Raw genomic sequence first — 14017 nt, 5'->3', positions numbered from 1 at the left:
CCGAACCGGGAAACGGAACCAAGGAAAAAATCAGGTCTCTCGCGGGGGCGGGCCCAGCGCAGCCCGTGCCCGAGGGCCAAGGGCCGGATCGATGTCGCGCGCCTGAAGGGCAAGCCGCGTCGCCTGAAGCAGCTGCAGCGCCGGCGCCGTGGCCCGCCCCTCGCCGAGTTCCAGCCGCACGGGCCGGCCCGGATCGAGATCGGCGAGCCGCGCGCAGAGCGATGCATGCACCGACTGCGCGCCCGACAGGTCCAGGGCCGCGTCGATGTCGAGAATCTGCAGGTCGGGCGAATCGGCGGGCACGGCAACCTCCTTTACGGTCGAGGCCGTTGGTAGCGCCCTTCGCTTAACGATCGCTTGCCAGCGCCGGACCGACGGCGCGCTTGGCCGGTAACCGGATGTCAACGGGTGTCAGGAAGAAACGTCCCATCGAGCGGCTGCCAAGCGAGCAAGAGATGCCCAAGGACACGGTTGAAATCGTCGCGGAAGGATTGGCGCAGGCCGAGGAGGCGCGCAGCCGCGTGGTCGCCGCCTTCGAACGTCTTTCGCAAAGCCTCGGCGGCGCCAACGAAAGCCTCGGCGACGTGGGCGGCGCGGTGAAAGGGCTTGGCGCGCTGCTGTCGCGTCTCGACGACCCGGGCACGCAGGATGCGCTTGCCGGCATCTGCGAGGAGATCGCGCAGCTTCTCGCCACCCAGGCCAAGGAGCTCGGTCAAGGCGCGCTTGCCGAAGGGCTTGACGGCGCGTTCTCGGCCAGCGGCGCCATCCTGCGCGAAACACGCCAGCTGGCCATGGTCGCCACCATGAGCCGGATCACGGGCAATGCGAGCGGCATGGAGCAGATCAACGGGTTCGTCGCATCGCTTCGCCACATGACAGAGGAACTGCGCGGATCGGCCGGCAGCCTGGAAAGCACGATCCAGGAGATTCGCGAGCGCAGGGATGCGGCGCTCGGCCAGATCGGCGCGACGGCCCTCAGCGCGGCAGGGGCGCAATCATTCGGCGGCGCGGCGCGCGCCCGTCACGCCGACATCCACGATCGCAACCGCGAACTGAGCAACGGCCTCGACAGGCTTGCAGAGCGGCTGGAGGCCACGAGCCGCACCGAAACCGGCGCGCTGATCGCCGGCATCCAGCACGCCGACGAGCTTTCGCAGCGGCTGGACCATGTCGGCACCATTCTTTCAAGCACCACAGCCGACCCGGTCGCCGCCCGCGCGCTCGCCTCGGCGCAGATCGCAGCGGCTTGCGCCGACACCGATGAGGTGCTGCGCCGTTTGCGGACCGCGCTTTCGCGGATGCGGGAAAACGGGCGCAACGCCGCCCAGATGCTGGCCGGCGACATCGGTGGCGAAGCCGAGGCCCTGATCGAGGGCCTGTCGACAGAACTGGCGCAGGCCGAACGGCTGGAGCGGTTGCTGGGCCCCGCGCTGGCCGCGGCCCTGGAAGCTGCGGGCGCCGTGCGCACCCGCGTGTCCGAAGCGCGCTCCGATTTCGCGCGGCTCCTCGACACCGCCGAGGGTATCACCCTCGCATCGATCAACGCGGGATTGCTGGCCGATCGCAGCGGCATGTCGAAGGCGGCCATGGACGTCCTGTCGCGCACGGTCCAGGAAACGGCGGCCCGGTGCAGCGCGCAAGCCGACGCCTGCAAGACGGCCTTCTCCCATGTCGATGCACTGATCGAAAGCGCGACCCTGTCGCGCCTGGAGGATCGCGCCGCCGAGCTGCACCAAAGCCTCGCCGCGGCGCGCGCGCGCCACGATGACGTCGCCAAGGGCGTATCCGACCTTGCCGCCTTGCGTGACAGCGCGCGCGCGGACGCCGCGACGCTGTCCAACGCCGTCGAGGAAGGGCTCGGCGCCCTGGCCATCCTGCCCGAAGCGGTCGAGGCGCTGCGCCGCTGCGGCCGCGCGATGGAGCCAGCGACCCCCTTGTCAGGCGCCGCCCTCGAAAGCCTCGCACCGTTGAATGCGATCTACACGATGCAAAGCGAGAGGGATGTGCACGCGGGGCTGGACGGTACGGCCGCGTTGAAGGCGACAGCGCCCGCTTCGCAATCCCTCGATGACATTCTGTTCTGAGCCTCCGGCGTCGCTGCATGCGCGCCCAAGGGAATCGAATGACAAGTATATGAAAATTAGAAATAAAACCGGAACTCAGGGGTTTTGACACGACGAGGTGCCGCATCATATGCGGCTGCGGTCAGAGGTCGGACGCACGCCGCAAATGCCCGGTTTCGAAGATGGCCACACTGCGCTTCGCCATAATTGGCGTCGCGTCCTTCGGAGGACAGCAAGATGACACGTACGGTTCTCACGGTCGATGACAGCAAATCGGTCCGCGACATGGTGGCCTTCACCCTCGGCCAGAAAGGTTTCCGGGTCGTCGGGGCGGCTGACGGCGCGGAGGGGCTGTCGGCTTTCACCTCCCAGAAGATCGATCTGGTCATCACCGACCTCAACATGCCCAACATGAACGGGTTCGAATTCATCGAGCAGGCGCGCGGCTCGGCGGCCAATGCCGGGGTTCCGATCGTGATGCTGTCGACCGAGTCGGACCCCGCCGCCAAGAGCCGCGGCAAGGCGCTGGGCGCGACCGGCTGGATCAACAAGCCCTTCGACGCCGACATGCTGACGGCCGTCGTCAACAAGTTGCTGGGGTGATCGCCATGTCTGCCGAGATCAACCCCGCCATCGCCAGCTTCGTTCAGGAGGCCCGCGATCTGCTCGAGGGCCTCGAAGGTCAGCTTCTGGACCTCGAGGCGAACGCGGATCCCGAGCGTCTGGATGCCGTATTCCGCACCCTGCACACGATAAAGGGATCCGGAGCGATGTTCGGGTTTACCGATCTCAGCCGGTTCACCCACCATTTCGAGGAGGCCTTCGATCAGCTGCGCGCGGGTCATCTCACCGTCGATCCGTCGCTTGTCGACTTGTGCCTGCGTGCGCGCGACCACATGATCGGGCTGCTCGAGGCCGGCGCAGACGGCGACGCTGCGGATGAGCCCGACACGTCGCCCGAGGCGGCGCGCCTGCTCGAGGCTCTGGCACGGGTCACCGGCGAGACGTCGGAGACATCTTCGCCCCCTGCCCCCACCCGACATGACGCGGTGGCCGCCGATCGCGCGCGGCGCTGGCATATCCGTTTCCGCCCCGACCGGGAGGCGTTGCGCCAGGGCATGCGCCCGGATCTTCTGATCGAGGAACTGGCGTCGCTCGGTGCGCTCGACGTCACGCTCGACACCACCGCGGTTCCGACGCTCGAGGCGATGACCCCCGAGGACAGTTATCTTGCCTGGGAGGTCGTGCTTCGTACGGACCGGCCGCGGGCGGAGATCGAGGGCGTGTTCATCTTCGCCGACGACGCGACCCTCGAAATCGAGCCGCTGGAAGAGCCGTCCGAGGCGGCGCCCGGCGCATCCGGTACCGACGCGCGGACGCGCGCAGAAGCCCCGTCCGCAAGCATGTCGTCGCCCCGCGCGGACGGACCGGCCCAACCGGCGGCGCGGCCGGGGCAAAACCGGCCCGCCGACAGCCTGCGCGTGGCATCCGCCAAGCTCGACCGCATCATGGATCAGCTCGGGGAACTGGTGATCGCCCAGTCGCGCCTGCACAAGCTGGCCGCCGATGTCGGACATTCCGAGCTCGAGACCGTGGTTGAAACGGTCGAGCGTCTCGTCACGGGCATGAGGGAGGAAACCCTCTCGATCCGGATGCTGCCCATCGAAGGCGTTTTCGGAAAATTTCGCAGGGTGGTGCGCGACCTTGCCGCCGAACTCGGCAAGGAGGTCGACCTCGTCGCCACCGGGGGCGAGACGGAGCTCGACAAGACCGTGCTCGACCAGCTTACCGAACCCCTCGTGCACATGATCCGCAATTCCATGGACCACGGGTTCGAGCCGACCGAGGACCGGCTCGCCGCTGGCAAGCCCGCGCGCGGCACCCTGCGCCTCAACGCCCGCCAGGAGGGCGGCGAGGTATTGATCACGCTGGAAGACGATGGCGGCGGCCTCGACACGGAGGCGATCCGGACCCGCGCGGTCGATCGCGGCCTGCTGGCACCGGAGGCTGCGCCGACCGAGGCGGAACTGCAGCAGATGATCTTCGCGCCCGGCTTCTCGACGGCGCAGACGCTCTCTTCCGTCTCGGGCCGCGGTGTGGGAATGGACGCAGTGCGCAGCACCATCAACGGGCTGAACGGCGGCGTCGAGGTCACCTCGTCCCGCGGTCAGGGCACCCGCGTCACGCTTCGGCTTCCGATGACGATGGCCATCATGGACGGGTTGCTGGTGCGGCTGGGCGACTCGGTGCTGGTGGTTCCGCTGGCGGTCATCGACGAATGCGTCGAGATGGACCCCTCCGACACCCTGCGCGACAGCGGGCGCCGCACGCTGCAGATCCGCGACACGTTGATACCCTTCGTCGCGCTGGACGACGCGCTGGGCCTCGCGGCGGATCCCGACGCGCGCCGGCGTGTCGTGGTCGTGCGGGCGGATGGCGCCCGCCTGGGCCTCGTGGTCGACGACATCCTCGGCCAGAACCAGACGGTCATCAAACCGCTCAGCCCCTATCATCGCGGCATCTCCGGACTGTCCGGGGCCACCATCCTTGGCGACGGATCCATCGCGCTCATCATCGATGTGGCCACGCTCTGCCGTGGCCTGTCGCGCAGCACGCCCGTCGCGCCCGACGCCGCCTGAAAGGATCCCGCCATGGCCGACACGCATCCCGACATCGTGGCCGAGGCGCCCACGGGGCTTGCCACGCTGCTTGTCTTCCACCTCGCCGGCGAACGGTTCGCGCTGCCGGTCACGACTGTGGCAGAAGTGATCGATCCGGTTCCGGCGACCCCGGTGCCCCATGCAGCGCCCCACGCCCGCCTGCTGGTGAACGTCCGTGGCGTCATCACGCCGGTGATCGACATCCGCCGACGCCTGCGCATTCCCGCGCCGGCCGAGGCGCCGGCCACCCTGCGACTGGTCGTGATCGAGGTCACGCTGCCGGTCGGGCCCCAACGCCTCGCCATCGAGGCCGACGCGGTGGAAAACGTGCTGGAGGTCGATACAGGCGCACTAGAGCCCTTGCCGGAGCTGGGCAGCCGCTGGCCCGCCTCGCTCGTCAAGGGTGTCTGTCGCGATGCCCAGGGCGTCGTGATCCTTCTATCCCCCGATGCCGTGTTCGACCCGGACACCGAAGCCGGCTGAGCCTCTCCCGGGATCGAACCGCATTTCGCCCTACTGCGCGCGTCGCCGAAGGCGGTGCCGCGTCTCTTGATTGCCAACTGAAAGACCTACCCAATGAAGAACCCCCTTGATAATCTGAGCGTGAAACTGAAGGTCTCCCTGCTTGGCGCCTTCGGCGTGCTCGGCGTGATCGCATCCGTGGCGCTTTTCGTGCAGACCCGAGCGACCACCGACCGGCTCGATGCGCGCTACGACAAGTATACCGAGCAAGTGTCTCTCGCATCCGCGCTCGACGAGGCTTTTTCCGACTCCGTCATCGCCGTGCGAGGCTTTGAACTCGCGCCGGGAAACGAGCGCCTCGCGGTCGCGGAGGCGGCGCTTGACGCCAAGACCCGGCCGTTGGAGGCGCTTCGCGCCCTGCTCATGGACCACCAGGACGACACGCGCGCCGCGCTGGAAACCGTGGACGCGCAGATACGCGGTTATGGCGACGCCGTCGCGCGACTGTCCGCGCGGATCGCGGAACGCGGCTTTGACTGGAGCATGGGGTTGCGCGCCGAACTGGCGGCAGCACGACAAGCGCTGGACAACAGGCTGGTAAACGTGGACGACGCTCAACTGCGGGCCCTGGGCCTGCGGTTGCAAGGCCACGAACGCACGTTCATCACCATCCGGGACGATGCGGCAATCCGGGAATTCCAGGACGCGGCGGAGGCGTTCGCCGCCCGGCTGGACACGGCGCTCGCGCTGCCCGCGGGCGAGCGCGCCGCGCTGCGCGAGGCGAGGAACGGCTACGTTTCGGCCTTCGAGGCTTATGCCGAGGGCGTTGGCAACGTCAGCGCGGCCCGGGCCGACCTCGACGCGGCCACCATCCTGCCTACCGAGGCGATCGGCACGTTGCGGGAGGCGATCGACGCCGACAGGTCCGCCGTCCGGGCGGAAGTGCGGGCCGCCGCGGCCGAGGCGCAGAACACGCTCTGGTGGCTGACGGGGGCGATCGTCGTGGCGCTGGCGCTGCTGGCCGCACTCACCGTGCGCAGCATCACGCGCGGTCTCGGCCGCGCACTTCACGTGGCCGAGCAGGTGGCCGACGGCGACCTGACGGTCGACGCCTCCACGACCTCGCGCGACGAGATCGGGCGACTTCTCGGTGCGCTCGACCGCATGGCGGTCAAGCTGCGCGACGTGGTGAGCGAGGTGCAGGCCGCGTCGGCGCAAGTGGCCGAAGGGGCGCAATCGGCCGGCGTCGCCTCCGAGCAGATCAGCCAGGGCGCGACGGAGCAGGCGTCGGCCGCGGAACAGGCCAGCAGCGCCATGGAGCAGATGACCGCCACGATCCGGCAGGCGGCCGACAACGCCGCGCAAACCGAGAAGATCGCCGAACAGGCCGCGCGCGAGGCCGAAGAGGGTGGACAGGCCGTCGATGCCGCGGTGACCCGGATGAAGACGATCGCGGAGAAGATCACGATCATCCAGGAAATCGCGCGCCAGACCGATCTGCTGGCCCTCAACGCCGCCGTGGAAGCCGCGCGCGCCGGCCAGCACGGCAAGGGCTTCGCCGTCGTCGCCTCCGAGGTGCGCAAGCTGGCCGAACGAAGCCAGCAGGCCGCCACCGAGATTTCGGGCATGTCCGGCGCGACGGTCGAGGCGAGCGAAACAGCCGGCCAGACGCTCAAGTCGCTCGTCCCCTCGATCCGGCGCACCGCGGACCTCGTGCAGGAGATCTCGGCGGCATCGCGCGAGCAAAGCACCGGCGCCGATCAGATCAACGACGCCATCCGCCAACTCGACAGTGTGATCCAGCAGAATGCCTCCGCCGCGACCGAGGCGGCCTCGGTGGCGGAGGCGCTGGCCGCCCAGTCCGAACAGGTCCGCGCCGTCCTCGCCTTCTTCAGCACCGGCACGGCGGAGCGGCACCATGCCGCGCGCACGGCTTCGGCGGAGGCCAGAAATGCCCCCTCCGTCCCGGTCGGCGCCAAAGAGGCTCAGAGTCCCCGGAAGGAAGGATCGCGCAAGAGCATCGACCTGGCCGACCGGGGGTCGCGCGCCGCGACGGCCCCGGCATCCGGCACGGGTCACGGGCCGACCAACGGCGTGGCGCTGGATCTCGGCTACGACGACATGACCGACGCCGATTTCGCCCGCAATTGACGCTTGCGCCGGGCCGGGCACCAGCCCGGCCCGGCATTTCTCCACGCCCCTCTCCGGAAGACCGCCATGACCATCGACAATGACGCAACCGACACCATCCCGTCCCGGCCAGAAGAGCAGGAGGCGCGGGCCTATGTCGTTCTGAGCCTCGATGACCAGCTCTTCGTGCTCGACGTCGCGCATGTGCGCGAAATCCTCGACATGGCGCGGATGTCTCCCCTGCCCGGCGCCGGGTCCGACGTCCTCGGCCTCATAGACCTTCGCGGCCGCGCGATCGAGGTTGCGGACCTGGCCGTCCGGCTTGGCCTGCCGAGGAGCCCGGCCGGCGGCGAAGGCCGAATCCTCGTGCTCGATGGAGGCGGGGATCGTCCGAGAGGCCTGCGCGTCGACCGCGTCGAGAGCGTGATCGAGATCGCCCCGGACGCCTTCGAACCGGCCGAATACGGGCAGTCCGGCGGAGCGGTGCGCGCCATCACGCGGATCGATGGCCGCCTTGCACTGGCGCTGGATGGCAACGCGGCGCTCGGGGCGGGCGGCGGTTGGCCGCTCTAGGCATCGGCGCGAGGGCGCCGGCGCTCGACGCCTTCGGGCGAAGGCAATCCCGCCAGGACCGGCGCCTCCCGGAACGGCCCCCGCGCCGGGAATGATCGGGGCTTTCGCGAGCTTTCGATGGGCCCTGGCGAAGGACTGCGGCACGGGTTGCGCCCGAAAGACCCGTCCAACCCGGATCGCGAGGAATTGATCCTTCGCGTCGCCTTGCATCGCGTCCTGAAGATAACGGCCACCCCTCCGTCGAGCGCGCGAAGATGACGGCATCCACGTCCCCGTGGCCAATCGCGCCGCTCGTCCGCGTCATGGCCCCTTGCCGGTGACACTGACAGGCAGGGGCGGGGCGCGCCCACCACGGCGACCGAAGCGACAGGCCGCCGGGCGGTCGTGCTGCTTCGTTCGACCGGATTTTTCGGTGGCCTGCTTCGGGCCGAGCGTCCTCGACATCCTCCCCGGGCAAATTCCAGGGCGGAACCGGCCATGCCCAAGGGCGCACACGGGGGCAGCGCCACGTCCCCGGGCGGGGACGGCGCGGGCTGACCGGACCGCAAGCCCCCGGGCGTCGCGCGCCGAGGAATGAGATCCATGATCTCGGGCGCGCCGCCTTCGATGCCGTGGGTGGCGTCTGGCGGCATGGAACGCCCCCATCGCGGGCCAGCTCCTTTCGATGCGCCCAGACGGGACCGGCGAGGCGGGACAGCCGCGCGGTGCGCATGGGGCGCGAGATGCGGATCCGTGCGGACGCCTGGGCCCGCGACGACACGTGCCGAGGCGGCGGCGATGTCCACGCCGCCCGCGCGACGGGGCAGCGCGGGAGCGCGCCTCCCGGCAACACGGCCCGAATGCCGGCCCCGCGCAGCGGGCGAGCGCCGCGCACGAGGACACCCGCGGGCCGCTGGCGCCGGCCATGCCGGTATCGGGCCAGGACCCACCGTTTCCCGCTTCAGCCGTCAGGTTTTCACCCTCAGCGCCTTGGGGTCGTACATCGGCGTCAGGCTCGCGTGGGCGGGCACACGGCGTCCCGCGACCTCGACCGCGTAGGAGGCGGCCAGCATCTCGGCCGCCGGTTCTCCGGGACGGGTGCAGGGCACATAGCCGAGCCCGACCGCCGCCCCCAGGGCGTGGCCATAGCCGCCGGAGGCGAGAAACCCCACGATCTCGCCGTCGCGCAGCAGCGGCTCGTTGTGATGCAGGTGGATTTCGGGATCCTCGAGCCGAAATTGCACTAGACGCCGCTCCGGGCCCGTCTCCAGCTTGCGCAGCACGGCCTCGCGGCCGATGAAGTCCCCCTTCCGCGTCTTCACCGCGAAACCCAGCCCCGCCTCGATCACGTGATCCTCGTCGGTGATATCATGCCCGTAATGCCGGAACGCCTTCTCGAGGCGGCAGGAATTCATCGCGTGAATGCCGCAGAGCCTGAGCCCTTGCGCCGCGCCGGCCTCGACCAGCGTCTCGAACACATGGGCGGCCTGATCGCAGGGCGCGTAGATCTCCCAGCCAAGCTCGCCGACATAGCTCACGCGATGCGCACGGGCGATCCCGAGGCCGATCTCGATGTCCCGCGCCGTGCCGAAGGGATGCGCCGCGTTCGAGAAATCGTCCGGTGAACAGCCTGCAAGCACAGCGCGCGACAGCGGCCCCATGAGCGAGAAGACGGCCTCGCCCGAGGTCATGTCGACGATCGCCACCGCGCGCTCGCCTGCGTGACGGCGCAGCCATGCCAGATCGCGTTGCAGCGTGGCCGCCGGGACGACCAGAAGATAGCTCGTCTCGCCCAGCCGGGTCACCGTCAGGTCGCTTTCGATGCCGCCACGGGCGTTCAGCATCTGCGTGTAGACGATGCGCCCCGCCGCCACGTCGAGCTGCCCGGCGCAGACGCGCTGAAGAAAGGCGCAGGCGTCGCGCCCCTCCACCCGGATCTTGCCGAAAGAGGTCATGTCGATCAGCCCCACGCCCTCGCGCAGCGCGATGTGCTCGGCCCGGGCGTTGGCGAACCAGTTCTGCCCGCCCCAGTCGTAGCGATAGGCCCGCTCCTGACCGGGGTCGGCGAACCAGTTGGCGCGCTCCCAGCCGGCCGTTTCGCCGAAGACCGCGCCGGCGGCCTTCAGATGCTCGTGCACCGGCGAGCGACGCACGCCGCGGGCCGTCACCGGCTGGCGGTTCGGGTAGTGATCGGCGTAGAGCAGGCCCAGCGTCTCGGACACGCGCTCGCGCAGGTAGCGGCAGTTGCGCTGAAAGGGCTGGGCGCGGCGGATATCGACCTCCCACAGGTCGAAAGGCGGCTCGCCTTCCGTGATCCAGTGCGCAAGCGCCATGCCGGCGCCCCCGGACGAGACGATCCCGATGGAGTTGTAGCCCGCCGCCACCCAGTAGCCCCGAAGCTCCGGCGCCTCGCCCAGATAGTAGCGGTCGTCGGGCGTGAAGCTTTCGGGCCCGTTGAAGAAGGTGTGGATACCGGCCGTCGCCAGCATCGGCATCCGCGCGACCGCGGTCTCGAGGATCGGCTCGAAATGGTCGAAATCCTCGGGCAGCTGGTCGAATTCGAAATCTTCGGGGATGCCGCCCATCCCCCAGGGCTTGGCGCGCGGCTCGAAGGCGCCGAGCATCATCTTGCCGGCGTCCTCCTTGTAATACGCGCATTCGTCGGGCACCCGCAGGACGGGCAACCGGCCCAATCCTTCGATGCCCTCGGTGACGATGTAGAAATGCTCGCAGGCGTGCAGGGGCACGGCGACGCCCGACTGCGCGGCCAGTTCGCGCGCCCACATCCCCGCGCAGTTCACCACGACGTCGGCCGCGATATGGCCCTGTTCCGCGCCGCTCTGCCACGACACGCCGGTGACGCGCCCCTCCTTCACGCCGACACCCGTGACCTTCACGTTCTCGGCGATGGTCGCGCCCCGGTCGCGCGCGCCCCGCGCGAGCGCCAGCGCGATGTTGGCGGGATCGGCCTGCCCGTCCTTCGGCAGCCAGACACCGGCGGTGACGCCCTCGGTGTTCAGATGCGGATACATCGCCTTCACGTCGGCCGGCCCCAGCTCCTCGACCTCGACGCCGAAGACCCGCGCCATGCCGGCGGTGCGCAGCAGCTCCTCCTTGCGGTGGGAGGTCAGCGCGACGGTGATCGATCCGGTCTGGCGAAAGCCTGTCGCCATGCCGGTTTCGTCCTCGAGCCGGGTGTAAAGCTCGGTCGAATACCTGGCGAGGCGGGTCATGTTCTGGCTGTTGCGCAGCTGACCGATTAGGCCGGCCGCATGCCAAGTCGTGCCGCTGGTCAGCCGCTTGCGTTCCAGAAGGACGATGTCGGTCCAGCCCGCCTTCGCAAGGTGGTAGGCGACCGAGCAGCCGGACACCCCTCCGCCGATGATGACGGCCCGGGCCTCGCGGGGAAGCGCGGTCATGTCGTTCGTCCCGAAGCGGAGCCGAGCGGGGTGACGGGAGGACGGTGTCGCGTCAACCCTGCCGGCATCGCGAGCTCCGCGCGCGCCCCGTCGCTTACCCCGCCCGACAGCCCCGGCGCTTCGGGGCAGGCCGGCCGGGGGCGCACCATGGCCCGCGCACGGGGGTGCGCCGCGTTTCGCGACCTGCGTCGCCCCGTCGAGGGCGAGTTCGGGCGTGCGGAAGGCATCACCGTTTCACGCGCTCCATCGCCGGATCCAGCATCGGCCGCAGCGCGGCGCGGGCCGGCACGCGCTCGCCCGCGACATCGACCTCCCACGGGCCGGCCTCGACGATCTCGGGCGTCACGGCGCAGTCGAGCGCGACGAAGCCGATACCCACCGCACCGCCCAGCGTGTGGCCGTAGCCGCCGATCTGAAGATGGCCCACCTCCTTGCCGTCGAGGCGCACGATCTCGTTGCCGTAGAGCAGCGGCTCGGGGTCCTCGAGCAGGAATTGCAGCATCCGCGTCTTCGGCACGCCTTGCGCCTTGATCGCGGCCAGCGCATCGCGGCCGATGAAGCCTCCGGGCTTGTCGAGCTTCACCGCGAAGCCGAGACCCGCCTCGATCGGGTTGTCGGTGTTGTCCACGTCGATGCCGAAGTCGCGATAGGCCTTTTCCAGCCGCAGCGAGTTCAGCGTCTGCATCCCGGCGTTGCGCAGCCCCAGGTCGCGCCCGGCCTCGACCAGCAGATCGTAGACCTGAACCGCCTGCGTCGCCGGCACATGGAGTTCCCAGCCCAGTTCGCCCACGAAGGTCACGCGCAGGGCGAGCACCGCATAGTAGCCGATATCGATCTCCTGCGCCGTCATGAAGGGGAAGGCCGCGTTGGACAGGTCGGTTTCGCTCAGCCGCTGCATCAGCTGCCGCGCCTTGGGGCCATGCACGTTGATCTGCGTGATGCCCGCGGTGAGGTCGGTGATCGTGATCCATTCGTTCGCGCCGATGTGGCGGCGCATCCGCATCTCGGTGTGGCCGTGCGAGTTCTCGCCCACCACGACGATGAATTTCGTCTCCGACAGGCGCGTCACGGTCAGATCGGCTTCGAAACCGCCCCGGTCGTTGACCCAGGCGGTGTAGACGACGCGCCCCGGCGCGACGTCCACGTCGTTGCAGCTCAGCCGCGAGAGCAGCGCGCAGGCGTCCGGCCCCTCGACGGCGAATTTCGACATGCTCGACATGTCCATCACGATCACGTCCTCGCGCGCCGCGCGATGCTCCTCGGCGTGCCAGTCCCACCAGTTCTGGCGGAACCAGCTCAGCCGCTCGATCTTCGCCTGCGCGGGTGATGGCGCGAACCAGTCGGGCTGTTCCCAGCCGTTTCCTTCGGTGAAATACGCGCCCGCCGCCGCCAGCCGGTCGTAAAGCACCGACCGCTTGAGGTTCCGCCCGGTTTTCGGGGCCTCGTTGTGGAAATGCTGGCCGAACAGCTTGCCCAGAAGTTCGGTCGTCCGGTCGCGGCGGAAGGCGGGCGTCGCGTGGTGCCGGGTGAAGCGATTGACGTTGATGCCGGTCACGTCGATCGGCGGCACGCCCTCGACGATCCAGTGCGCGAGCGCCCGGCCCGTGCCCGCCCCGTTCAGGATGCCCAGGGAGTTCATGCCGCAGGCCACCCAGCAGTTGCGAAGCTCCGGCGTTTCGCCCACCAGCGGCGCGTTGTCCGGGGTGAAGCTTTCCGGCCCGCAGAAGAGCTTGCGCACGCCCACGTCCAACGCGCCGGGCACGCGGCTGTAGGCAAGTTCGAGCCAGGGGCCGACCCGGTCCCAGTCCGGCTCGATCTCGCCGAAGGCGAAGGTCTCCGGGATACCCTCGACCTTCCAGGGCGCGGCGCCGGGCTCGAACAGGCCCAGCATCAGGCCGCCCACTTCCTCGCGGTAATAGGTGTAGGTCTTCGGATCCTCCAGCACCGGCAGGTCGCGCGGCAGCCCCTCGATCTTGTCGGTGATGAGATAGTAATGCTCGGCGGCCTGAAGCGGCAGCGTGATGCCGGCCTTCGCGCCCAGTTGCCGCGACCACATGCCCGCGCAGATCACCACGTGATCGGCGCTGATCTCGTGCCCGTCCGCCATGCGCACCCCCACGGCACGGTCCCCCCGCACGACGATGTCGGTGACGGCGGTCGTCTCGAAGATCCGCGCGCCACCCATCTGCGCGCCCTTGGCGAGCGACATCGTCACGTCCACCGGGTTCGCGCGCCCGTCCTCGGCGATGTAGAAGCCGGCCAGCACGTCGCTCACGTCCCCGACCGGGAAGAGCTCCTGCACCTCGCGGGGCGAGATCTCGACCATGTCGATCCCGTGCCTGCGCATGAAGGGCGCGACGCGGCGCATCTCGTGCACGCGCTCCTCGTTGCTGGCGACCTGCAGGTATCCCACCGCGCGAAAGCCGGTGGGCACGCCCGTCTCTTCCTCGAGCCGGGCGTAGAGGTCGCGGCCGTGGGTGTAGATCTCGCATTCCGCCTCGGACTTGAGCAGCCCCGCGACGACCAGCCCCGCGGCGTGCCATGTCGTGCCCGATGTCAGGCGGTCACGCTCCAGCACCACCACGTCCGACACGCCGAGCTTCGTGAGGTGATAGGCGGTGTTGCAGCCGATGGAGCCGCCCCCGACGATCACGACGCCTGCGTGCGATGGCAAGTCGGACATGGTTGCTCCTCTTTCCCCAGGCTGCGCATCCGCGTTCGAAGCGGCGAC

Annotated in this window: 9 protein-coding genes; 6 read left to right on the top strand and 3 right to left on the bottom strand. The window is 69.3% G+C overall.

Features of this window, described 5'->3' with window-relative positions:
- Nucleotides 1-30 precede the first annotated feature (30 nt).
- Nucleotides 31-303 (bottom strand): hypothetical protein, encoded by a 273-nt coding sequence (locus AB6A69_RS05050; RefSeq protein ID WP_371059966.1) that lies wholly within the window; start codon nucleotides 301-303, stop codon nucleotides 31-33.
- A gap of 218 nt (nucleotides 304-521) precedes the next feature.
- Here AB6A69_RS05050 and AB6A69_RS05045 point away from each other — a divergent pair, with 218 nt between their 5' ends.
- From AB6A69_RS05045 to AB6A69_RS05020, 6 genes are all read left to right on the top strand, one after another.
- A complete protein-coding gene (locus AB6A69_RS05045; protein ID WP_371059965.1) occupies nucleotides 522-2084 on the top strand; it encodes a hypothetical protein in 1563 nt (520 codons plus the stop codon).
- A 216-nt stretch (nucleotides 2085-2300) separates the two neighbouring features.
- Entirely contained in the window at nucleotides 2301-2666 is a 366-nt protein-coding gene (locus tag AB6A69_RS05040) for a response regulator (protein WP_371036832.1), read from the top strand.
- A 5-nt stretch (nucleotides 2667-2671) separates the two neighbouring features.
- Nucleotides 2672-4702 (top strand): chemotaxis protein CheA, encoded by a 2031-nt coding sequence (locus AB6A69_RS05035; RefSeq protein ID WP_371059964.1) that lies wholly within the window; start codon nucleotides 2672-2674, stop codon nucleotides 4700-4702.
- A 12-nt stretch (nucleotides 4703-4714) separates the two neighbouring features.
- Nucleotides 4715-5206, top strand: coding sequence for a chemotaxis protein CheW (locus tag AB6A69_RS05030; RefSeq protein WP_371059963.1), 492 nt, complete (start codon nucleotides 4715-4717; stop codon nucleotides 5204-5206).
- 93 nt (nucleotides 5207-5299) lie between these two features.
- Nucleotides 5300-7336 (top strand): methyl-accepting chemotaxis protein, encoded by a 2037-nt coding sequence (locus AB6A69_RS05025; RefSeq protein ID WP_371059962.1) that lies wholly within the window; start codon nucleotides 5300-5302, stop codon nucleotides 7334-7336.
- A gap of 66 nt (nucleotides 7337-7402) precedes the next feature.
- The gene (locus AB6A69_RS05020) at nucleotides 7403-7888 is read left to right on the top strand and encodes a chemotaxis protein CheW (RefSeq protein ID WP_371055757.1); all 486 of its coding nucleotides are present in this window, start codon (nucleotides 7403-7405) and stop codon (nucleotides 7886-7888) included.
- Nucleotides 7889-8835: 947 nt separating this feature from the next.
- On the opposite strand, the gene AB6A69_RS05015 is transcribed toward AB6A69_RS05020, so the two are convergent.
- Both AB6A69_RS05015 and AB6A69_RS05010 read right to left on the bottom strand, forming a co-directional pair.
- Nucleotides 8836-11286, bottom strand: coding sequence for an FAD-dependent oxidoreductase (locus tag AB6A69_RS05015; RefSeq protein ID WP_371059961.1), 2451 nt, complete (start codon nucleotides 11284-11286; stop codon nucleotides 8836-8838).
- A 226-nt stretch (nucleotides 11287-11512) separates the two neighbouring features.
- The gene (locus tag AB6A69_RS05010) at nucleotides 11513-13969 is read right to left on the bottom strand and encodes an FAD-dependent oxidoreductase (RefSeq protein WP_371059960.1); all 2457 of its coding nucleotides are present in this window, start codon (nucleotides 13967-13969) and stop codon (nucleotides 11513-11515) included.
- Nucleotides 13970-14017 lie beyond the last annotated feature (48 nt).

The organism is Rhodosalinus sp. 5P4 (assembly GCF_041365695.1).
GTDB lineage: Bacteria > Pseudomonadota > Alphaproteobacteria > Rhodobacterales > Rhodobacteraceae > Rhodosalinus.
The sequence above is the reverse complement of the archived record's forward strand: the minus strand, read 5'-3'. Positions and strand labels throughout refer to the sequence as shown.

Excerpts from the sequence above, each read along its gene's own strand:
- AB6A69_RS05040 (WP_371036832.1), top strand. The coding sequence starts at position 2,301 with ATGACACGTACGGTTCTCACGGTCGATGACAGCAAATCGGTCCGCGAC.
- AB6A69_RS05035 (WP_371059964.1), top strand. The coding sequence starts at position 2,672 with ATGTCTGCCGAGATCAACCCCGCCATCGCCAGCTTCGTTCAGGAGGCC.
- AB6A69_RS05030 (WP_371059963.1), top strand. The coding sequence starts at position 4,715 with ATGGCCGACACGCATCCCGACATCGTGGCCGAGGCGCCCACGGGGCTT.
- AB6A69_RS05025 (WP_371059962.1), top strand. The coding sequence starts at position 5,300 with ATGAAGAACCCCCTTGATAATCTGAGCGTGAAACTGAAGGTCTCCCTG.
- AB6A69_RS05020 (WP_371055757.1), top strand. The coding sequence starts at position 7,403 with ATGACCATCGACAATGACGCAACCGACACCATCCCGTCCCGGCCAGAA.
- AB6A69_RS05015 (WP_371059961.1), bottom strand. The coding sequence starts at position 11,286 with ATGACCGCGCTTCCCCGCGAGGCCCGGGCCGTCATCATCGGCGGAGGG.
- AB6A69_RS05010 (WP_371059960.1), bottom strand. The coding sequence starts at position 13,969 with ATGTCCGACTTGCCATCGCACGCAGGCGTCGTGATCGTCGGGGGCGGC.